General features: G+C 48.5%; 18 protein-coding genes. 11 read left to right on the forward strand and 7 right to left on the reverse strand.

What is annotated here, in order from left to right; all coding sequences use genetic code 11:
• Positions 1-37: 37 nt before the first annotated feature.
• Complete coding sequence (locus ACXAH1_RS15935) at positions 38-712, reverse strand: type 1 glutamine amidotransferase domain-containing protein (protein ID WP_138543166.1); 675 nt, start codon at positions 710-712, stop codon at positions 38-40.
• Between the two features lie 445 nt (positions 713-1,157).
• Between ACXAH1_RS15935 and ACXAH1_RS15940 the strand changes: the two genes are divergently transcribed.
• The 4 genes from ACXAH1_RS15940 (at position 1,158) to ACXAH1_RS15955 (ending at position 4,454) form a co-directional block, all read left to right on the forward strand.
• Entirely contained in the window at positions 1,158-2,177 is a 1,020-nt protein-coding gene (locus tag ACXAH1_RS15940; protein ID WP_475197980.1) for an alpha/beta hydrolase family protein, read from the forward strand.
• A 132-nt stretch (positions 2,178-2,309) separates the two neighbouring features.
• Positions 2,310-2,903 (forward strand): hypothetical protein, encoded by a 594-nt coding sequence (locus ACXAH1_RS15945; RefSeq protein WP_475197982.1) that lies wholly within the window; start codon positions 2,310-2,312, stop codon positions 2,901-2,903.
• 8 nt (positions 2,904-2,911) lie between these two features.
• Positions 2,912-4,180, forward strand: coding sequence for a S41 family peptidase (locus ACXAH1_RS15950; RefSeq protein WP_475197984.1), 1,269 nt, complete (start codon positions 2,912-2,914; stop codon positions 4,178-4,180).
• A gap of 103 nt (positions 4,181-4,283) precedes the next feature.
• Positions 4,284-4,454 (forward strand): hypothetical protein, encoded by a 171-nt coding sequence (locus tag ACXAH1_RS15955; RefSeq protein WP_475197986.1) that lies wholly within the window; start codon positions 4,284-4,286, stop codon positions 4,452-4,454.
• 55 nt (positions 4,455-4,509) lie between these two features.
• Here ACXAH1_RS15955 and ACXAH1_RS15960 read toward each other — a convergent pair whose 3' ends face one another.
• Positions 4,510-5,586, reverse strand: a complete 1,077-nt coding sequence (locus ACXAH1_RS15960) for an amidohydrolase family protein (RefSeq protein WP_475197987.1) — start codon at positions 5,584-5,586, stop codon at positions 4,510-4,512.
• 209 nt (positions 5,587-5,795) lie between these two features.
• Between ACXAH1_RS15960 and ACXAH1_RS15965 the strand changes: the two genes are divergently transcribed.
• Positions 5,796-8,207: an ABC transporter permease gene (locus ACXAH1_RS15965; protein ID WP_475197989.1), complete on the forward strand. Its 2,412-nt coding sequence runs from the start codon at positions 5,796-5,798 to the stop codon at positions 8,205-8,207.
• A gap of 29 nt (positions 8,208-8,236) precedes the next feature.
• On the opposite strand, the gene ACXAH1_RS15970 is transcribed toward ACXAH1_RS15965, so the two are convergent.
• Positions 8,237-9,637, reverse strand: coding sequence for an MATE family efflux transporter (locus ACXAH1_RS15970; protein ID WP_475197990.1), 1,401 nt, complete (start codon positions 9,635-9,637; stop codon positions 8,237-8,239).
• A gap of 98 nt (positions 9,638-9,735) precedes the next feature.
• On the opposite strand from ACXAH1_RS15970, the gene ACXAH1_RS15975 reads away from it, so the two are divergent.
• On the forward strand, positions 9,736-10,611 hold the full coding sequence (locus ACXAH1_RS15975; protein WP_475197992.1) for a LysR family transcriptional regulator: 876 nt from the start codon (positions 9,736-9,738) through the stop codon (positions 10,609-10,611).
• On the opposite strand, the gene ACXAH1_RS15980 is transcribed toward ACXAH1_RS15975, so the two are convergent.
• On the reverse strand, positions 10,608-11,177 hold the full coding sequence (locus ACXAH1_RS15980) for a DJ-1/PfpI family protein (RefSeq protein ID WP_253044629.1): 570 nt from the start codon (positions 11,175-11,177) through the stop codon (positions 10,608-10,610). The two genes, ACXAH1_RS15975 and ACXAH1_RS15980, sit on opposite strands and share 4 nt — an antisense overlap.
• Positions 11,178-11,347: 170 nt before the next feature.
• Between ACXAH1_RS15980 and ACXAH1_RS15985 the strand changes: the two genes are divergently transcribed.
• The gene (locus ACXAH1_RS15985) at positions 11,348-13,516 is read left to right on the forward strand and encodes a M3 family metallopeptidase (protein ID WP_475197995.1); all 2,169 of its coding nucleotides are present in this window, start codon (positions 11,348-11,350) and stop codon (positions 13,514-13,516) included.
• A gap of 58 nt (positions 13,517-13,574) precedes the next feature.
• Here the strand turns inward: ACXAH1_RS15985 and ACXAH1_RS15990 are convergent, their stop codons facing one another.
• A complete protein-coding gene (locus ACXAH1_RS15990; RefSeq protein ID WP_475197997.1) occupies positions 13,575-13,952 on the reverse strand; it encodes a response regulator in 378 nt (125 codons plus the stop codon).
• A gap of 86 nt (positions 13,953-14,038) precedes the next feature.
• Positions 14,039-14,512 (reverse strand): GNAT family N-acetyltransferase, encoded by a 474-nt coding sequence (locus ACXAH1_RS15995; protein ID WP_475197998.1) that lies wholly within the window; start codon positions 14,510-14,512, stop codon positions 14,039-14,041.
• Between the two features lie 641 nt (positions 14,513-15,153).
• Between ACXAH1_RS15995 and ACXAH1_RS16000 the strand changes: the two genes are divergently transcribed.
• On the forward strand, positions 15,154-16,080 hold the full coding sequence (locus ACXAH1_RS16000; RefSeq protein WP_475197999.1) for a GNAT family N-acetyltransferase: 927 nt from the start codon (positions 15,154-15,156) through the stop codon (positions 16,078-16,080).
• Here ACXAH1_RS16000 and ACXAH1_RS16005 read toward each other — a convergent pair.
• A complete protein-coding gene (locus ACXAH1_RS16005) occupies positions 16,077-16,862 on the reverse strand; it encodes an MBL fold metallo-hydrolase (protein WP_475198001.1) in 786 nt (261 codons plus the stop codon). The genes ACXAH1_RS16000 and ACXAH1_RS16005 overlap by 4 nt on opposite strands.
• 256 nt (positions 16,863-17,118) lie before the next feature.
• On the opposite strand from ACXAH1_RS16005, the gene ACXAH1_RS16010 reads away from it, so the two are divergent.
• The 3 genes from ACXAH1_RS16010 (at position 17,119) to ACXAH1_RS16020 (ending at position 20,080) form a co-directional block, all read left to right on the forward strand.
• Complete coding sequence (locus tag ACXAH1_RS16010; RefSeq protein WP_475198003.1) at positions 17,119-18,147, forward strand: DUF4097 family beta strand repeat-containing protein; 1,029 nt, start codon at positions 17,119-17,121, stop codon at positions 18,145-18,147.
• A 134-nt stretch (positions 18,148-18,281) separates the two neighbouring features.
• Positions 18,282-19,061, forward strand: coding sequence for an SDR family NAD(P)-dependent oxidoreductase (locus tag ACXAH1_RS16015; protein WP_475198004.1), 780 nt, complete (start codon positions 18,282-18,284; stop codon positions 19,059-19,061).
• On the forward strand, positions 19,061-20,080 hold the full coding sequence (locus tag ACXAH1_RS16020; RefSeq protein ID WP_475198006.1) for an AraC family transcriptional regulator: 1,020 nt from the start codon (positions 19,061-19,063) through the stop codon (positions 20,078-20,080). The genes ACXAH1_RS16015 and ACXAH1_RS16020 overlap by 1 nt, the downstream gene beginning before the upstream one ends.
• Positions 20,081-20,135 lie beyond the last annotated feature (55 nt).

The raw sequence follows: 20,135 nt of genomic DNA on the forward strand, positions 1-20,135 counted from the left end.
GCTGTAAGGCACTGACAGTGCCTGTTAATAATCGCAATTATTGTGCAAGATGTTTTGCCAGTGCCACACCCACGGCATGAGCGCTGGCAGGGTTCTGACCTGTGATCAGGCGTGCGTCCTCAATCACCAATTCCTGCCAAGGCTGAACTTTACGATACTGCGCCGCTTTTCGAGCTATTGCTTCTTCAAGCAGGAAAGGAATGTCATTGATGGTGCCAAAATCGATTTCTTCTTCACGGGTAAAACAGGTCACCGATTTATCAGCGATGAGCGCTTCACCATTACTTAATGTAATAGGCAGCAAAGCGGCTGGTCCGTGACACACTGCAGCAATGACTCCGCCGGCTTCATAATGTGTTGCAGCCAGTTCAGCAAACTGGCTGTCTGTCGCTAAGTCGCTAAGCAGCCCAAAACCACCAGGGTAAAAAATGGCGTCATAGTCACTGATATCAAGCTCAGATACGCTTAGCGTATTCGCAACCTTAGCCTGAAGCTCAGTATCTGCGAGCATCTGCTGATTGACCTCATCTCCTTCTGTGTCTGTGCCATACAGAGGGGCCTGACCACCACTAGGAGAAGCCAAGTCAAAGGCGATCCCCTGCGCTTTGAGTACATGCACTACATGTGTCAACTCAGGGGCATAGGTCCCATTAGCCTGATCTGTTTCGCCTAAGGTTGCATGGTTGGTGACCGGTATTAGTACTTTTTTCATCGAGCTTTACCCTCCAGAATTAAGTGGTAGCTTAGACAACGACTGTGTATGCAGTAGCAACACGCTCTGAGAACACACTGTAGATTATTTCTCAGGAAATGATAATAGAACATGTAGATAAACACTTTTGCAGCTGTGCAATAGTAAAATCAGAGTTGATGCGTCATATGCCTAACCATTGTCAGAGCTTGCCTGTAACGGTATTACAAAGTCTGTACGTCTCCGTTGAAGGCCAAATATAAAAAACACAGCGAAAGTCGATGTCGCTTACACAAAGATGTACCTGACCTGAAGTTTTACAGCAGCTTACAACTTTCCACACTGCTTAACACTCATCGGGGAAATCCTTCTATATGGTAGACACCTGATGATATTTGATTGTACCAACTCGTTATGTACTCAAGAGTATCGCATGCGTTGGTATCAGTTTATAAAAGGAGAGATCATGATACCCAGATGGAATACTGCTGTTTTTATTACCTTATTGTGCTGTTTACTTGGTGGATGCCATAACAATAACAAGGAACACGTCGAAGAACGCTACGTTGCATTCAGCGCAAACACAAACTCCTTAGATGCCAGGCTGGTCGTGCCTCATGTACATCAAAGTCACGATGCAATCATCCTGCTTATCCACGGCGATGGTGCGATGGATCATAGTGCCAACGGATACTTTGACCCTGTTATCAACACTTTAACCCGTAAACGATATGCCACCATGTCGTGGAGTAAACCCGGTGTTGGCGAGTCAACCGGAAACTGGCTGGCTCAAACCATGCCTCAACGCGCAGAGGAAGTGCGTAGCGCAATTCGCTACTTACGCGACAATGGCTACCCGGATAATCCAATTGGCGTTGTTGGCTTTAGCCAGGCAAGCTGGGTACTGGCCGAACTGCACAATGAACCAGAGATTGAATTTGCAGCTTTGGTGGGAGGCGCGGCAAACTGGCGAGAGCAGAGCAAATATACGATGTGGTTGCGCCTGATAGACGAACAAAAGATCCATGCCGATGACCACTCGGTGTGGCCGGAAATTTCAGAATTAAATGAGATAGAGTACCAGCTTATAAAATCCGGGTATGACACTTATCAAGGCAGTGATCTGCATTTGCATCCTTTTATGGGTACTCCTTTGGAAGACGAAGCCCGCTTCAACTTTGTCCGAACCAATATAGACTCAGATGTCAGCCTGGGTTTTTCTCAGATCCATTTCCCACTGCTCGCCCTGTTTGGCGATTCAGACACCCGGGTTGATGTTGATCACAGCCAACAGGTATTTGCCAGCACCATAGGTGCACCAGACAAGCTCACACAAAAGGTCATCAGCAATGCCTCTCATAGCCTGCTAAAAACAGACCTGCCAGTACGGGCCGCTTTGTACCTCACCGAAGACGACTTTGCGCCGGGCGCGCTGGACGCTTTAATAGCGTGGCTTGATGCTCAGGCACACCAACCAGCGCCATAGTCGCTGAAGCACAACGATTTGGGTGAAGAAATGACTCAATACACACAATCTTCACCCTCTCTTCGCTCTTTAGTTGCACTGTTCCTATAAAATCAATATCTTACCTATATAACAAAAATAATTTTTACCACTATGCTGTATATCATACTGACCTGTGCACTTCTGGCGCTCAGCGCTTTACTATTCACTTCTTCATTCAAGGCGTTCACCCGCCACCATGAAGTGGCCTGCAATTTTATTCTGACTCTGGTTGCGACTCTGGTCGGTGTATTGTTGGCGATTGCAATTAGCAATTACGACTCAGATCAAAAAGAAATCAGAGACTTAATAAAGGTACTCACCGCAGCTGAGGCTGTTGTAGAAGAGAGTCTGGACTATAGCATCCGCCTTAATGAGGCCTATCAGCAAAACATTGAAGAGTTTGGCGATCCAGCTGACTTTTTTACTAAAAACCCGCTCGTTTACCCTCATTACCTGGATACCATGTTAAGCCAGAACCTGAGCAGTAAAAATCTCTCTCTGGAAGCACTCAGTGAACTCAATGAGCATCTTATTACATTGCAGCGTTCACAGCGGGTTGCACCCAAAATATTCATTGCCAGTATGCGTTATATAAAACAGGTGCTGATTCTGGAGCGCAGCTATCAGCGCGGAGAACTGTCAGCTGAAGACTATGAACAACAGCTTGATATCCAGGAAGAGCAACTTGTTTACCAACAACAATAAGGATAGTCATGCGTTCACTACTCGTCGCAACACTTCTGGCAGCCTGTTGCATTAGCAATGCTACAGCCTCCACTAAAACAGATGATAAGCAAAATGTTCTGACGCCAGAGCAAATACAGCAGGACATAGAGCATTTTATTGAGTATTTCCGGCTCGGCTATGCCTACCGTGATGACAAACCGACCGATTTTGCCACTTTTGAGCAGTGTATTCGTCATCAAAGTGTTGAACTCAAAACTAAGCTGCAACTGTCAGGCCGGCTCAATCATTGTCTGGAACATTGGTTTGATCATCACGCTGACGTTACACCACGGCCAAAAGACTACTATCTGCCAATGCCTACGGCCACAGGTTTGTGGGCACAGTGGCGCAATGGACAAGCAACTATCACAGCGGTCCCCTTTGCCGAATCAGCTTATCAGCAAGGCTTTCGCGCAGGTATGCAAATCCTGCGTATTGATGGCACTGCCGTCGAACAAGCCATAGAGCAGGCCAATGTTTCGGGATTCGACACTGCAAAAAGCTGGACACTCAACCGGCTGTTGACGGGTAAACGTAAACAACGCCTCTCACTGGAAGTTCGCTGGCTTGGTAAAACCGAAATAAAGCTGCTGGATATTGAAGCCATTGTAAAAGATGTGATCGCAGAAAAACCTCTTCTGACACAAAAGCGCATTGGCACAGTGGGCTATATACGCCCGGAAAACAGCTTGGGCAATAACGCGCTAATAAGCGCTTTTGATGAGGCTATGGCTCAGTTAAAAGATACCCGGGCCATGATCCTCGATTTACGCCACACCCCCAGTGGTGGCAATACAGAAGTGGCAAGAGGCATTATGAGTCGCTTTATCAAGGCACCTCAGCCTTATCAGATACATGAGTTAGTCTCCATCGAGCGAGAGTTTGGCGTGAAACGCGCCTGGCAGGAATTCGTGTATCCACGTGGAGACTTCCAGTATGACAAGCCGTTAATTGTACTTTGCAACAAATGGACAGGCAGCATGGGAGAAGGCCTGACCATAGGCCTGCATGGCATGAAGCGGGCAACGGTCATAGGCACACAAATGTCACAACTGCTTGGGGCCATTTACGGTGAGACCCTGCCCCATAGCCAGCTCAATTATATGTTACCCAGAGAGAAGCTCTACCACGTTGATGGTACACCCAGAGAAGCATTTGTCCCTGACATCGTGGTTGAACAACGACAATACAATCAGGAGCAGGACGCCACGCTACAGGCTGCACTGGACTGGCTCAACAAGCCTCAGGCAGACTAATGCGTAAAAAATGTTACAAATAGGCAATTGCTGGTTTGTTCTTTACCCGCTAAGTTGAAGGTGTTGCTGAAAAAAGCAACACAATTCAACTAAGGAAAAGACCATGAAATTAAAATTAAACAAAAAACATGTAAAGCAGCTGTCGAACGAGGCAAAAGGACTGGACGCAGCATTGACGCCCCAGGTGGGTGGTGCGGCACCACCGCCAAGCCATTTTTGTGTCACCGATGGTCAGTGTAACACTCACACATTTGTGACTTTTTATTGCCACTGATAGGCGTTGTCTGACCCCGCCTGTCGGGGTCATTTACACCAGCTCACAACTGATGTTATTGGCATATCTCAGGCGCCTGATAGCTTAGTCCCATTAAGTCAAAATAATTCTGACCTAGTGCAATATGGCGAAACGCCTTATCGCTGAGGTACTGATTGATACGACTGTTGATCTCGACTTCACGTACATAATCCCGGTACTTGTAACCTTTTGCTGCAACAAAATCACTGCCCGGCAGAATACGTGTGGCATAGCGATTAAAAAACGCCACATACTGGGATCTTATTGTCGCATGACGAAAATAAGCCTCATATAAAACGCGCCAGGAAATGTCCAGCATCAAGTTTGGATGTGCGTCCAGCAAGCGGGACAGGATCTCAATGTGTTGTTGCGGATCCATCCTGGTTTGCTCCCTCGACAATCCCATATGAACCCAAACAATCGGGTTATCCGGATACTGAGCCAGTACAGATTCCATTAGATGTAAGTATTTGGTTGGCTCAGTATCAGAGCCAATGTCAGCATGTATTGACAAAGGCATGGGCGGGCGACCCTGATCAGGGGCACGTAGCCTGGCCATGAAAGGTGCCCAGTCTTTAATACGTTCTACAGGGGTTGCCTGATGAGAATGGTCAAACAATGCCTGTTTCACTAAGTTGACCTCTCCCATCCAGCCAAATGCAGGCCCAAATTCCTCATCAAGCAATACCATTTGCTGCACTATGTGATGCGGTTTACTCAGATCAGGAAAACTCATAGACAAAGTCAGATGAGTCTCTGTGGTTGGGTGGAGCAGCGCGTTCGACGCGTTAATCACGTCATTTCTAATCGTTGGCTTAATTTCACCGGTTGGGCAGCTCGAAAAGCGCTGACAACCACTTTGGGCGCTAAACATTTGTCCAATGCCAAACGCATTGACGAATAACACGCCTGCGCTTTGAAAGTAACCAACAAGCTCTGTATAGGGCACGGCCTCCCCCCCAAACGGGCGGAAGTGCACATGGGCGTCGACCACAAATGTGTAAGGCTGGGTTGTTCTGTCATAGCATGCTTGTGCAGAGCTGGTTTCAAACTGCTCCAGCTTGCGTCCAGCGCCCGGGGACTGACAGGCTGTCGTTAAGAATAGCGCCATAGCCACCAAGCACACTGCGCACGACCTCTTTATCCTCACTGTAATTCTCCTTTGGGAGTCTGGGAGTGGTAATTCCGGACTGACCGTCCGATTTTGCAATAGTATCCGGCGTTAAATATATAACCTTTTGTTATTATTATACAATTTTTATGGACCAATCTTTGCTGTAGACTAGGTCCTGATCACTGACCATTCAATGGATATACGCTATGCCACAGTGCTACCGTGACTTTATCTGGTATACCTGTTTACAACCGGCACTCATGCAACTGCGCCAGCAACCTCGCTGGGCTTTAAGTATGCTCGTCTTATTGACACTGACACTCAGCGCCGTGTTGTGTGTTGCAGCGCTGCTTTACCACATCTGGTTTAAGCCCCTGCCCTACCCACAACCTAACTCGATTTACCAGCTTGAGCATCAACGCCAGGGCTCAGCCGCCGAACTCCACGATAATGGCTGGCCTTACCCTGCAGCATCTCAGTTACTCACCACAAGGCGTCTTTCACAAGAGAACGCATTACAAGCAGATCCGCTTTTGGCTTTTCACTATGGTGAAGAAGTACCACTGGCGTCAGTATATACAGAAAAAATAAAAACAGCGTATCTCAGTGGTGACTGGCAAGCCATGCTGGGTGTTGAGTTTATACACGGCCAGGGGGATCACTTTATGGTGTCACCTGAAGAGCAACCAGCAGGGGCAGTGATCAGCTTTGCGTTGTGGCAGGAGGTCTTTGGTGGCACACCTGATATCTTACAGCAACACATCAATATTAATGGGATTATTCACCCCATTCGCGGCGTGGTCAGTCAAAGTTATCGACCACCCGAGTTATTCAAGGCAGGCTGGCAACCACAGCTGTGGCTCCCATGGCGCTATAATAACTCCGAGTATAAAGGGTACTGGCAAAGCCCCGACCCAAATATCCGGGTTCTGATCAACTCTGATGACACGCAAAATGCGCTCACGCACCTGCAAAGTGTAGTGAATGAAACCGCTTCTCGTCATGCTCCCCCGCAAATAGCAGATTGGCGAACGCAACTCACAGCGCAGACCTTAACCCGGGCACTGCGCGGCGACCACCCCATCATACTGATTGTATTTGCCTGTACACTCGCCCTGCTGCTGCTGGCAAGCCTGAATCTGGCTCAGTTATTTTTGCTCCAGTTACTGCAAAGCCGCCACCAGTTGGCAGTACGCAGCGCCGTTGGTGCAAAGTACGGCACTATTCGCAATACCTTGCTGTGCCAGTTAATTTTGTTGATCGTACCTGCGATTATACTCTCTCTTTGGCTAACGACTCTGGTCCTTACTCTCAGTGCTGCCTGGCTATCACAATTTATTTATCAGAGTGAACATCTGACACTTACCTTACCTGTTGTGCTACTGGCCGGTGTATTAGGCGGCGCAATTCTGGGCTTATTCATGCTACTGAGTCGGGCCCATTGCCAACCCGCGAATCTCTTAAACAGCCTGAAACGCAGCGGTAAAGGCCTGGCTCAGCAACTGTCACAGGCGACCATCAGGCGCTTTGTTGCCTCGCAAGTATTGCTGGTGTCATTGACCTTATTAGCCTGCTCTCAGCTTGTCTGGGACAGCCTCAAACAGCTAACTCATCCCCTGGGCTTCGACGCAAGCCAGGTTTATGAACTGGAATTTAGTGTCGCCACACTGGACTGGCAAGGCTGGTCAGCCTACGCCCCCATGGCCAAAGCCTTTAAGCAGACACTGCTGCAAGAGCCGGGCGTGTTATCAGTCAGCTTCGCCCGTTCGCCACTTAAAGATGACTTTCAGTTTAAAATCACCGCGCCGTGGCAAGATGCCAGCTACCTGCCCTTTCACCGCAACGTCGACCAGGATTACTTTGAGGTTCTGGATCAGCACCTTGTCGCCGGGCGTACATTCACCCGAGAGGACATTGAGGATGAGAACCCTGTGGTGATCATCAATCAAACATTCGCTCACCAGCTAGGTGGCGAAGTCATTGGCAAAACCGTTAATATTGATGGGGCGAATGCCCTGCGGATCATCGCAGTTATCGACGATTTGCAGCTACCTGGTAAGCCTATCTCGCCACCACGCTTTTACCTGCCCAATTACGGCAGCGCCACATATATGCTGGTCAAAGTGACGCCCGGACTCACATTAAGCAAAACGCAACTCAATACGCTGTTGCAACAACAACACCCACAGTTTGTGCTGACACAATGGCGTGCGCTGGAAGATGAAATAACACACGCACATCAGTATCGGCGCATCACATCGCTGTTACTGATGTTTATCAATGCGCTGATCCTCATCATCACAGCTTATGGCGTCTACAGCTTGCAAAGTTACGCCGCATACCTGCAGCAGGGCGTTGTCAAAGTACATCTCATGCTGGGTGCCAAACGTCGTCAGGTACTTGTCGCGCGGCTTTACGCTTTTCTGCAACCGGCACTGCTCAGCGTTGCGCTTGCGGGGATCGTCCTTGCATTTGCATGGCCCTGGCTGAACACCTTGATGGCGTTTTCACCTGACCTCATGCTGGTTGCGATAAGCTTCTGTAGCGTAATTGCTACCTTAGTCGCTATCAGCCTGGTCACAGCCAGACAATACGTGCCTGTAAAGCGATTAATTTAGAGATGTAAAGGGGGTTGCCACCCCCCTTTTTAATGCTTACTTTGACTGAGAGCCCTGCCATGTCGCAACCGTGATACATCGCGCCACAGCATAGGTGCAACGATCAAAGTCAGGACCAGATTAGACACAGGTACGGACAGCCACACCCCGTCAACACCCAAATACTCAGGCAAAAAGAACAAAAAAGGCACCTGAATGGCCATGTTACCCAGCGAGATCAATAAAGACTTCGTCCCCTGATCCAACGCCACATAATACATCGCCGCGAGGAATATAAACCCGTCCAGAAAAACCATAGAAAGGTGCAGACGGGCGCCTTTTTGCGCCTCATTAAGTAATGCACTCTCCTGAGAAAAAAGCGACACAATGAATTCCGGGAACAAGTTCAGACACAACACGATAACAAGCCCAACCGACAGACTAACCTGACAAGCGAGCTTCAATGTTGCACTGATCTTCTCTATCTGTTTTGCCCCATAATAGTAACTGATCGGTGGTTGCATCCCACTGGCAACTCCCTCTGCAAAAAAGTAATAAATCACACCAATGTAGCCAATCAGCGCGAATGCCGCGACGTGCAGAGGCTCACCATACATCAGTAACTGCTTATTGTGCAGCGCGGTGATAAAGGCAAAGTAAAGGAACATCACAAGCCCGGAGGCCCCCTGCACCAGAGTACGCCTCGCCAGGTTAAGAGAAAACCTCAAACCGGCTGCCATCAACTTAACACCCGCTTTTGCTGAACAGAAATAACTCAGAGCCAGCACAGCAACCAGAGACTGTGATACCACACTTGCCCAGGCGGCACCGGCAAGCTGCCACTGCAACAGCACGATAAAAACGTAGTCCAGAACAATATTAGTGACTGCGCCGAAGATCAGTAGGCGCGTGGCGACTCCCGGACTGCCATCATTGCGAATGAGCATAGGCAAAGCGCCCGCAGCCATGGTTGCCACAGCTCCCCAGCCAAATACCGACAGATAACTGTGCCCAAACCTAAGCACATCACCACTAGCGCCCTGTAAATCCAACAATAAGGTGCCGCTGGCATACAGCGCCAAACTCGTGGATGCAGCCAGTATCAGTAGTAACCAAACACTGGTCGTCAGCACAGCTTGCGCCTGTGCGGCGTCTTTCGCACCGCGAAACATAGACAACAAGCTCCCCGCACCAATCCCGACCAGTGTTCCCAACCCCGCAATCAATCCCACCACAGGCCAGGCGATATTAACGGCTGCAAGTCCATCAGACCCGATAAAGTGGCCCACAAAAACGCCATCCACAACCTGATATAAGCCATTTACCATCATGGCCGCAATGGCTGGGATCGTGTAACGCCAGAATGTTTTGGCAACCGACTCGTTGTGTGGCTCAGTGGACCCTTTTTGATTTTGACCGAGCACTGGCAGCTCAGCATCGTGTGTTTGCATAAAATTCCCCACTCACTGCGAATACCCGCTATTATGCTTTTTTACCGGATGATTTAAAGTTAGTTACTATCCGCTTTTCGGATACTTTGGAGCCCCCTATGCACTGGACCCTCGACCAGCTGGAAGCCTTTGTCACAGCCGTCAGAACCGGTTCTTTTTCTGCCGCGGCCCGGAAACTGGGCAAAGCACAATCGCGTATCAGTACAGCCATCGCCAATCTCGAAACCGATCTGGGTTTTGAGTTGTTCGACCGCTCTTCGCGGTTACCGGTGTTAAATACCGCCGGGCATGACTTGTTTGCAGAAGCGGAAGCCGTGCTGATGCAATGTCAAAGGCTGCAATCCAGAGCACTCTCAATGAGCTGTGGAGAAGAAGTCTCGCTGACTGTCGCCATGGATGAAGCCGTACCTGTCAATGCTTTCGAAACCATGTTTGAACGACTATCACATCAGTTTCCCCTGCTAAAACTCTCGATATTAAACGGCTCGCAGGATGATATTGCCGGATGGGTCGAAGAACAAAAAGCCGATCTGGGGATTTTATTTTATCAAAAGCCCCTCTCACAAAACCTGGACTTTACTCCGCTAGGGAGCTTTGAGCAGAGATTGATCGTGGCACCCACTCACCCTCTGGCCTCCTGCCCATGCCCGACAGTAGAACAGCTTAACCAGCACCGACAGCTGGTGATACGCGACCGCATTGGCAACAACCAGTCTCAGGCTATCTCCTCGCATCACTGGCACATCGACAGTTATTACTACATAGTAGGCTTGGTGCTAAGAGGCGTTGGCTGGGCGATGGTGCCTGAGCATGTGGTTAAATCACACTGGTTTAATGAAGCTGTCATCACTTTGTCAACGCGCAATATTCCCGGTTCTTTGACAGTAGATATGGGCCTGGTCAGGCGCAGAGACAAAGCAAAAGGCCCGGTTATTCACTGGCTGTACGACACAACGCTGTCAATGATGTCCTAAAGCCAGTTGTAATCCATCTGCCGGGCGGTTTTCTCCGCCAGTTTCTTGCCAAAATGCAGCTTGACCAGCTCAAGGCTCATATCTATTCCGGCCGAGATCCCAGCTGAGCTGGTAAAATTCTGATCCATAACAAACCGCGTATCCTTCAGCACTTTCAGGTGTGGATACTGTGTTTGCAACAGATCCACATCATCCCAATGTGTGGTCACAGATTTACCATCAATCAGCCCAGCTTCGGCAAACAAAAACACCCCGGTACAAATGGAAGCACATCGTCGCGTGTGGGTTGCGGTTTCAGCCAGCCAGGCCAACACAGACGTGTTGTTGATAACATGCTGATGTTGCCCACCAGCAACAACCAATAAATCAAATCGGGGGTGACCATGAATACTGTAATGCGGGTTTACAGACAGACCACCACGGCAGCTGACCGGCGCATGACTCGGTGCAATAAGGCTAATGTTTACGGGCTCGTCGATAAAACGCGCAGCCGTACTGAACACTTCAAATGGGCCGCTAAAGTCTAGCACTTCAACGCCATCGTAAATAAAAATACCGATTTCCATTGAATGATCCAGAATAAGGAAGTTTTTGAGCTCTCATAGTGTAGCGCAGATCTTAGCCATTCATATCTTTTTACACTTTGATTTTGGCGATTAATCGAATCCTGATTGCACTTTCATGAAAGAGTCTTTTAGTATGCTGACACTAAAATACCAACAAACGAAATCCAACTATGTTGAAAATGAAACTAACACTACTCAGCGCAGCCGTAGTTATCGGGCTGGCAGGATGCAGCAGCACACAACCAAGCAGCTCAGCAGCACCTACAATCGCTGAAAAACAATATCAAAACCCACTACTACAACCTTTTTCGGGCCCTTACCAGGGTGTGCCTCAGTTTGATAAAGTCCAGCTGAAAGACCTGGAGCCGGCACTGGATATCGCGTTGGCAGATCACCTGAGTGAGATTGATCAAATCGCAAACAATACTGCCCCCGCAACATTTGAGAACACCATTGTTGCGATGGAGCGTTCAGGAGCAGCACTGGATCGCCTTTTTACCTACTTTGGTATCTGGAGCGCAAATAACTCGTCACCAGAGTTTCGTCAGATGCAGGGCGGCCTGATGGCAAAATATGCCAAATACCGTTCTCAAATCACCCAAAACAAAGCCCTGTTTGAGCGCGTAAAAACAGTGTACGAAAGTGCAGAATTCAAAAAGCTCACAGCTGAAGAGCAGCGTATTACCTGGCTTCAGTACAACGACTTTGCCCGCAATGGTGCAACGCTCGAAGGGGAAGCGGCAAAACGTTACGCCGAGATTAACCTGGCACTGTCAAAGCTGCATGCAGACTTCGCTAATAATGTATTGGCCGATGAAGAAGGCTATGTGGTTTACCTGACAAAAGATCAACTTTCAGGCCTGCCTGAGTCGTATATCACCTCTGCGGCTGCAGCGGCTGAAGAACGCGGTAAGCCGGGCATGTACGCCGTCACCAACACGCGTTCCTCTATGGACCCTTTCCTGATGTACTCCACAGAACGTGAGTTGCGCAAACAGGTTTGGCAAAACTATTATAGTCGCGGTAATAACGCGGGTGAGCACAATAACAAAGCCATCATCAATGAGATCCTGACTTTACGTCATGAACGCGTACAGCTGCTCGGTTACGAGAACTACGCACAATGGCGCCTGGAAGATCGCATGGCTAAAGATCCCAAAAACGCCATGGAGCTGATGAATAATGTCTGGCCAGCAGCCATTGCCCGTGTGAAAGAAGAAGTTGCCGATATGCAGGCACTGGCGGACAAAGAAGGCGCAAACATCAAGATTGAGCCATGGGACTATCGTTTCTACTCAGAGAAAGTACGTAAAGCCAAGTACGACCTGGACTCCAATGAAGTAAAACAATACCTGCAACTGGACAAGCTGCGTGAAGCCATGTTCTACGTTGCCGGACGCCTGTTCAACTTCGAGTTTACCGAAGTACCGGAAGGTTCAGTCCCTGTCTTCCATGAAGACGTACGTGTATGGGAAGTAACCGACAAGACCAGCGGCGAACATATCGGCTTATGGTATCTCGACCCGTTTGCACGTCAGGGTAAGCGCTCTGGCGCATGGGCAACGTCCTACCGCGGCCACACCACCTTTGATGGCAAAACCAATGTACTCAGCTCAAACAACTCTAACTTTGTGAAAGCACCTGAGGGCCAGGCCAGCTTGATCTCCTGGAATGATGCTGAAACCTACTTCCACGAATTTGGTCATGCGCTACACTCTTTGTCTTCTAAGGTGAAATATCCTGGTTCAAACTCAGGTGTGCGTGATTACACTGAATTCCAGTCTCAGCTGTTAGAGCGCTGGCTGGTGACCGATGAGGTCATTGACCGCTTCCTGGTACACCATGAGACAGGCAAACCAATGCCAAAATCTCTGGTAAACAAAATCAAACAGGCAGCTAACTTCAACCAGGGTTTCGCCACCACTGAATACCTGGCATCAGCCATCATGGACATGAAGTTCCATACCACAGATCCTGCCAAAATTGGCGATCCGGTTGAATTCGAAAAATCGCAGCTGGCGGCGATCGGCATGCCATCCGAAATTGTGATGCGCCACCGCACCACCCACTTTGGCCACGTTTTCTCCGGTGAAGGTTATTCAGCCGGTTATTATGGCTACCTGTGGGCGGAAGTTCTGACATCAGATGCAGCACAAGCATTTGCCAGTGCACCAGGTGGTTTTTACGATGAAGAGGTTGCACAGCGCCTGGTGAACTATCTGTTCTCTGTACGTAATGCAATGGACCCGGCAGAAGCCTATCGCAAGTTCCGCGGTCGCGATGCTGCGGTAGAAGCCCTGATGCTGGACCGAGGCTTCCCGGTTACTTCACAGCAGTAATTTTCAAAGCCAAAAAAGCCCCGAAATAACGGGGCTTTTTTACGATATTTCCTGATGCCTATTCAATGGTGTCCAGCAGCTTCATCTTTTTTAATTGCTTTTCCAGCGTTGCCAGACTGAATGGCTTAATGACAAACCCATCGACTTTCTGCAGCAGCACCTGTTGCACCCGGTCCCGACCATTTTCGCAGGTCACCATTAGCAGCTTGAGGTCTTTGAGTGCCGTTCTGGAGCGGATCTCATGTAGCAGTGCCAACCCGTCGACATGCGGCATATTTAGATCAGATATAACCAGTTGGTAGGATTTTATCCCGAGTAATTCCAGCGCACGCTTTCCATCTGTGGCTTCATCTATGTCTGTAAAACCAAGTCGACGCAGCATACCTATCATCACGTGGCGCATTGAGGTCATGTCATCGACAACCAGAATTTTCACCCGCTCCTCCTTAACTTCGCGATAGTCAGATTAAAAACTAGACTAAGATGGCAGCAAAGTCGACTTTAGGGCCTGGAATTTCAACACTACTCGTTTGATTCTTTGTTTAGCGACAAGGACATAAACACACTGAGCGGGTTGTCACGGTACAAACCAAAGCGTTCGCATCGCTCAAACCCCAGGGTTTCATAGAGGTTAATGGCTTTTTCTTGTTTAACCCCCGTTTCCAGGCGGATCAGAGGAATTTGCGCATCGCCGGCATAGTGCAGCAGAATTTGCATGATGCGTTTGGACAATCCCTTACCGCGATACTGAGGTTTAACATACAGACGCTTAATTTCACCGTACAAGGTTTTGTCAAATTGCTTCACGATGGCGCCACACGCCACAATTCCTTCCTCGTTGCGAAGACCAACAGCGCGAACATTAGGCTGATTGAGTTCTTCCAATGCCAGAGATTGGTCACTGGCAATGGGATAGAGGGTATTCATAAGTCGGTCAATTTCTGCAAATAGTTCTCTCACACTGGGATCATCTTTTTTTAAATCAACTAGTTGCATAATTTTCCTTTGAACAGAGCGGTTACATTCCGAGCACAGTTCTGCGCCCTTTTGCATTATGGCATGCCAGACTAAGGGACAGGGCCTGCACAACATCGTAAAGGAGTATTTTAACGTATTTTGCGGGAAATATAACTAAATATATTCAGATATTGTAGTGATGAAACAAGTTGCAGCATATGATTAACGAGCACCATGCTTTATATGTTTGTGTCATTAAACCAGCGGTGTTGGCCATCCATGAATGTCGACCAGCTAGGCGAGTAACAGAGTAATAGCTAACAGAATGACAGTGGCGATCGTGATGAAAAATAAAGAACACTGATTATGACTCGTGCGACCTGACTGAGAAAACAACATGATTAACTCCCCCGCTTCTTTCTCTGACTCTTAAAAACCACAAAAGTATTAATAAGAGAATAAGCAATACAACCAAAAGTAGTAACATAGATAGCAAAAAATTACTCAAAAGACCAGAAAATAGTGCAATTATTATCCTATAAATATCACTAAATCTCGTAATAACAGAAGATATTATTTTAAACCAAACACTTACAAATCACCTGCTGAGAGCATTAAAAGACACACAAATGGCTTGGATTTAGCCAACACGGACCTATATAAGGAAAAAAGGAGTCGCCATGATCACACTAAAACCAGCCACTAAAGACAATTACAGTGACGTATTTGCACTGCAACTGCTCAATGAAGACCTGAGCTATATTGCCTCACCAGCCGAAGCGCTCGCCGAGTCGGCATTCTTTCCATATTACCGTAACCTGCTCATCTATCATCAGCAAACGCTGGTCGGGTTTATGCAGTATCATCCCATGGAGCCCGAAGGCACCAAACATGAATATACCATCACGCAACTGCTCATAGACAAGCGTTATCGACGCCAGGGATTTGCAACTCAGGCTTTGCGGGCATTACTTACCCAACTCCAAGCTAAGTCGGATTGCCAGGTCATTTCCGCTGTCTATGTACAAGATAATGAGCGAATGAGAACACTGCTTAGCCAACTCTCATTTGAGTTCAAAGGACGCTGGAACGACAATGCCTGCCTGATGGAATGGCATCGGACATCTCAACACCCGGCGGTGTTTCTGAGTACCGTTTGGCATGAAAATTTTGAGCACCTGAGTGATCTGCAACTACACGAAAAGCAAAAGCCACTGGTGGCACCCAACGACTGGACCCTGCTGGAAGCGGCCTATAACCCGGAATATGAGATACGTGCAATCAATTATCGGGGTGAACAGGTCGGCCTTATCATGTGGGTGTTTGAAAAGCCCCACAGGGTCTCAATCTGGCGATTAATGGTGGACAAAACATATCAACAGCAGGGCATCGGCAGACAAGCACTTAGTGCAGCACTGGAGGAGATCCGTAGCCTCCCGGAAGTCACAGAAATCGCAATCTGTTACGTACCGGATAACCCGGTCGCAAAGGACTTTTATGCCAGTTTTGGGTTTGTTGAAACCGGCTTTGATGAGGAGGAAGAGGAAATGCTGGCTGAGATCCGTATCAGTCGAACTGATCAGGGTACGCACTGTAAAGGGGCTTAACAAAAAGGAATTATTTGCTGTGGTTTGGCATACCCAATGCCTGCGTCTTCAAACGCACGGACGTCGTCCTCTCCGTGATAGTGGTAAGCGCATATCCTGGCCAGAATGGCTGGCGGGTATTCTTTTAGTAGTTCATCCAGACCAGCATGGCTGGGGTTACCCGACGCCACACAGTCGTGAAATATGATCTCTCCCTGACCTATCTGGTGGATTAATAGTTCAGGGATTGGTCGGGTATCGCCACTATAGAAAAACCGCCCGGGAAGATGCAGGGAGAACGCACTACCAGGAGCCTGATGACGCACCGGGTAACAATTTAACCGGACCTGCTGATGAAAAAAGTACTCACCAACCGGGTGTAACTCAAAAGTGTGCCAGATATCTTCACGTTGCTCTGCCAGCCCAGTATAAGCCAGCATGGCACACAATGACTGGATAAGTTGCACAGGCACATACAGGCGAACTTTTTGCTCACTCAATGCTGCTTTGAAGTAGAGCTGTTCCAGCCCGCCAATATGATCGTAATGCAGGTGCGTAATAAATACCGCCTGAGGCAGAGACTGACCGCCAAAAGCCCGCTTAAATCGCAACAGGGTATCGTGGCCACAGTCGATAAGTAACCAGGGTGAGTCGTTACTGCAGATAACACATGCTGAATTCCCAAGCTCCGCAGCACTGGCCGCCCCAACCCCGAGAAACATAGCGCAATCCGGAATTCTTGCCAGCGCCTGTGTATCACTCGTATTGTCCTGTGTCGGCCGGGTTACTATCGAATGTAACATCTGTCTGCTCGTCAATGAAAGCCACTCGGTACAAGTCCAATGCTAGATGCAATAATTGACAATTCAGTGACACACTCAAACCTACACACATAATTAGTTACACTAATATTTGGTTAAATTCACTAAATTCAGTCACTATGCGTTCTGAACCAAGGCTTAAAAATAGGCTATCCAATTGATATTGTTATAAATATATTTTTGGCACTCGTTTTGCTGAACCTGTACATATCAAAAAAGAACAAAATGGAAACTCACCATGATAAAAACACTCTCTCCCTTATTCGCAGCATTGGCACTCAGTGGTTGTGTGATCCATATCGATGGCCACAGCAAAACAGTGGCCGATGTAGAACTGCAAAAAAGCCTGACACTGGATGCAGCAAACCTCTCCAGCCTGGTCGCAGATACCAGTGCGGGTTCACTGGACATCATTGGTGACGATAACCTCACACACATCGAAGTCGATGCCAAGATACTGACCGACAAAGAGCATAGCTATCAGCTCAGTCTTGAGCAGGACGGCAACAACGCTCGACTGGTCGCAAAGCAAAACACCCGGGTCGGCATTGTCTGGTACAGCGGCAATAGCCCCAGAATCGATCTCACTGTGCGTGTGCCTAAACACCTGGCATTGGATATTGACGATAGCTCTGGTGACATTGCCATTACAGGAATGACAGGTGATATTGAGCTGGAAGACGGTTCCGGGGACATCAGCATTAATGGCGCGGCCAATGTCAAAATTGATGATGGCTCAGGACAAATGATTATCCGCGGTGTCAGTGGCATGCTGGATATTGAAGATGGCTCTGGAGACATCAGTATTCAGGGTGGCAGTCAGCTTAAGCTCGACGATGCCTCTGGGCAAGTTTATATCACTGACATTAGCGGCGATATGGACATCGAAGATGGCTCCGGCGACCTGCAGATCATTGGTGGACGCTCTCTTAACCTGGACGACGAATCAGGCAACATCAGCCTGACTGACCTGAGTGGCGACCTGACCATAGTCGATGGCTCCGGCAATCTAGAGATCCGTGGCGGCAACTCGCTGGACTTACGCGATGACTCCGGCTTTATCAGAGTTCAGAACTTGCAGGGTAGTGCCAACATAAACGATGGCAGTGGTAACCTGGTAGTACAAAACATCAAAGGCCACGTTACCATAGATGATGACTCTGGCGACATCGAAGTGATTGAAGCAGGTGGCCTCACCATCACAGGTGACACTTCGGGTGGCCAGCGCATTGAAAAAGTCCGCGGTGAAGTCAACATTCGCGACTAGTTCGATGTAATACCAGTCCACATTATTAGAAAAAGAACGACACTTTTTGCAAGTAAAGCGTCACCTTTTGCCAGTGCACTTCTTAATGTCAGCTTCTACAATGGCATCATCAACTCAGGTAACAAGGTGACATCATGACTTACACAAATACAGCTCTCATTACTGGCGCGTCGTCAGGTATTGGTTTGGAACTCGCTCGCTTACATGCTCAGCAAGGAGGCGATCTGGTTCTGGTTGCCCGCTCAGAAGGTAAACTCAATACGCTGAAAAATGAACTGGAGCAAGCTTATGGTGTCAATGCCTGCGTCATTACTGCCGACCTGACTGATCCAGACTCAGCACAGCAGATTTACACAGCAACCAGGCAGCAGGGGATTGAAGTCGATATCCTGATCAACAATGCCGGCTTCGGTGGCCATGGTTTTTTTCATGAACGTGAACTGCAAGCGGACCTTGAAATGATCCAGGTGAACATCAGTAGCCTGGTAGCACTGACTCACTTGTTTGTTCAGGATATGACAGCGCGAAAAAGTGGCAAAATCCTTAACGTATCTTCCACCGCATCGTTTATCCCGGGCCCGCTACAAGCCACTTATTATGCAACCAAAGCTTTTGTTACCTCGTTTTCCCAAGCCCTGGCAGAAGAGCTGAAAGAGCAGGGGATCAGTGTCACGGCCCTATGTCCGGGTGCCGTAGCCACGGAGTTTGCCAAAACAGGCAACCTGGAAGAGCTGGCAGTATTCAAGCAAGGCAAAAGCGCTATCTCAGTGGCCAAATGTGGCTATCAGGCCATGCAAAAAGGCAAACTATTGGCGTTTAATGAGCCTGTGTTAAACTTCTTGCTAAACTGGATAGTACCTTTGTTACCTCGCTCTCTGGTATTGTCTATGTCTCGCCGTACAATGGAAAAGTAATGAAGCGTACCTCCAAATTTACCCTGTCGCCCCATTGCCTGATTTTATTTAAAGACCTTGGTCTGGATCAGGCACAACTGTTAAAACAGGCAAAATTACCCGCCGACCTGTGGCAGAGTTTGCCCGCATCATTGAGTGCCGCGCAGTATTTTGACCTGTGGCACGCAATGGAAGAGCAAATTGGGGAAACGCTGCCACTTCAACTGGCACAACATCTCAACGTTGAGGCCTTTGACCCGGCCATTTTCGCCTGTCTTTGTAGTGCCAACCTGAGTGCAGCGATGCGTCGTCTCAGCAGTTACAAACCACTGATCGGGCCGCTTACCCTGGATGTTCGCGAAGATGCTCAGGGCCTATTGCTCAGCCTGGATTGTTATGGCTATGACAAGCCATTACCTAAATCGGTTGAACTGTGTGAGCTGGCATTTTTCACCCAGCTCGCTCGCCTTGCAACTCGTACTCAGATCGTACCCGCAGCATTGTACGTCACACAGCTTCCTGACAACGTGACAGAGTTTAATGATTATTTTGGTACCGAACTTGACCTCAGTCACCAGGTTGCATTACGTTTCAGCACTGAGGATGCACAGCGTCCATTTCTGACTGAAAACGCCGCCATGTGGTCTTTTTTTGAAAATGATCTTGCTCGTCGTCTGGCTGAGCTCGACGCTTCTGCCAGTATGACACAGAAGGTCAAAGCCCTGCTGATGGAGCTATTGCCATCAGGGCAGGTAAGTGCAGACCAGGTGGCCGGAAAACTGGCGATCAGCAAACGTACCTTACAACGCAAACTGGATGGTGAATCCGCCAACTTTCAGTCTTTGTTGAGCACATTGCGCTCTGATCTGGCCCGTCAATATCTGCGCCGCTCCAGTATGTCGTTGCAAGAAATCGCCTTTTTACTCGGCTTTAGTGACGCCAATACGTTCATCAGGGCCTTTAGCCAATGGCATGGAGTGCCCCCCGGTCAGTTTAGGCATCAGGATGAAGCGGGAGATAACAAGGATTATTCAATTTAATAGAAAAGTTGGATAGGCGTTTATTCCGATAACACATAAAATTTAACGTCACACT

The sequence above is a fragment of the Pseudoalteromonas sp. AWH4_217 genome, assembly GCF_056161105.1.

Coding starts and splice junctions, on each gene's coding strand:
- ACXAH1_RS15935 (WP_138543166.1), bottom strand. CDS start 712: ATGAAAAAAGTACTAATACCGGTCACCAACCATGCAACCTTAGGCGAA.
- ACXAH1_RS15940 (WP_475197980.1), top strand. CDS start 1,158: ATGATACCCAGATGGAATACTGCTGTTTTTATTACCTTATTGTGCTGT.
- ACXAH1_RS15945 (WP_475197982.1), top strand. CDS start 2,310: ATGCTGTATATCATACTGACCTGTGCACTTCTGGCGCTCAGCGCTTTA.
- ACXAH1_RS15950 (WP_475197984.1), top strand. CDS start 2,912: ATGCGTTCACTACTCGTCGCAACACTTCTGGCAGCCTGTTGCATTAGC.
- ACXAH1_RS15955 (WP_475197986.1), top strand. CDS start 4,284: ATGAAATTAAAATTAAACAAAAAACATGTAAAGCAGCTGTCGAACGAG.
- ACXAH1_RS15960 (WP_475197987.1), bottom strand. CDS start 5,586: ATGGCGCTATTCTTAACGACAGCCTGTCAGTCCCCGGGCGCTGGACGC.
- ACXAH1_RS15965 (WP_475197989.1), top strand. CDS start 5,796: ATGCCACAGTGCTACCGTGACTTTATCTGGTATACCTGTTTACAACCG.
- ACXAH1_RS15970 (WP_475197990.1), bottom strand. CDS start 9,637: ATGCAAACACACGATGCTGAGCTGCCAGTGCTCGGTCAAAATCAAAAA.
- ACXAH1_RS15975 (WP_475197992.1), top strand. CDS start 9,736: ATGCACTGGACCCTCGACCAGCTGGAAGCCTTTGTCACAGCCGTCAGA.
- ACXAH1_RS15980 (WP_253044629.1), bottom strand. CDS start 11,177: ATGGAAATCGGTATTTTTATTTACGATGGCGTTGAAGTGCTAGACTTT.
- ACXAH1_RS15985 (WP_475197995.1), top strand. CDS start 11,348: ATGTTGAAAATGAAACTAACACTACTCAGCGCAGCCGTAGTTATCGGG.
- ACXAH1_RS15995 (WP_475197998.1), bottom strand. CDS start 14,512: ATGCAACTAGTTGATTTAAAAAAAGATGATCCCAGTGTGAGAGAACTA.
- ACXAH1_RS16000 (WP_475197999.1), top strand. CDS start 15,154: ATGATCACACTAAAACCAGCCACTAAAGACAATTACAGTGACGTATTT.
- ACXAH1_RS16005 (WP_475198001.1), bottom strand. CDS start 16,862: ATGTTACATTCGATAGTAACCCGGCCGACACAGGACAATACGAGTGAT.
- ACXAH1_RS16010 (WP_475198003.1), top strand. CDS start 17,119: ATGATAAAAACACTCTCTCCCTTATTCGCAGCATTGGCACTCAGTGGT.
- ACXAH1_RS16015 (WP_475198004.1), top strand. CDS start 18,282: ATGACTTACACAAATACAGCTCTCATTACTGGCGCGTCGTCAGGTATT.
- ACXAH1_RS16020 (WP_475198006.1), top strand. CDS start 19,061: ATGAAGCGTACCTCCAAATTTACCCTGTCGCCCCATTGCCTGATTTTA.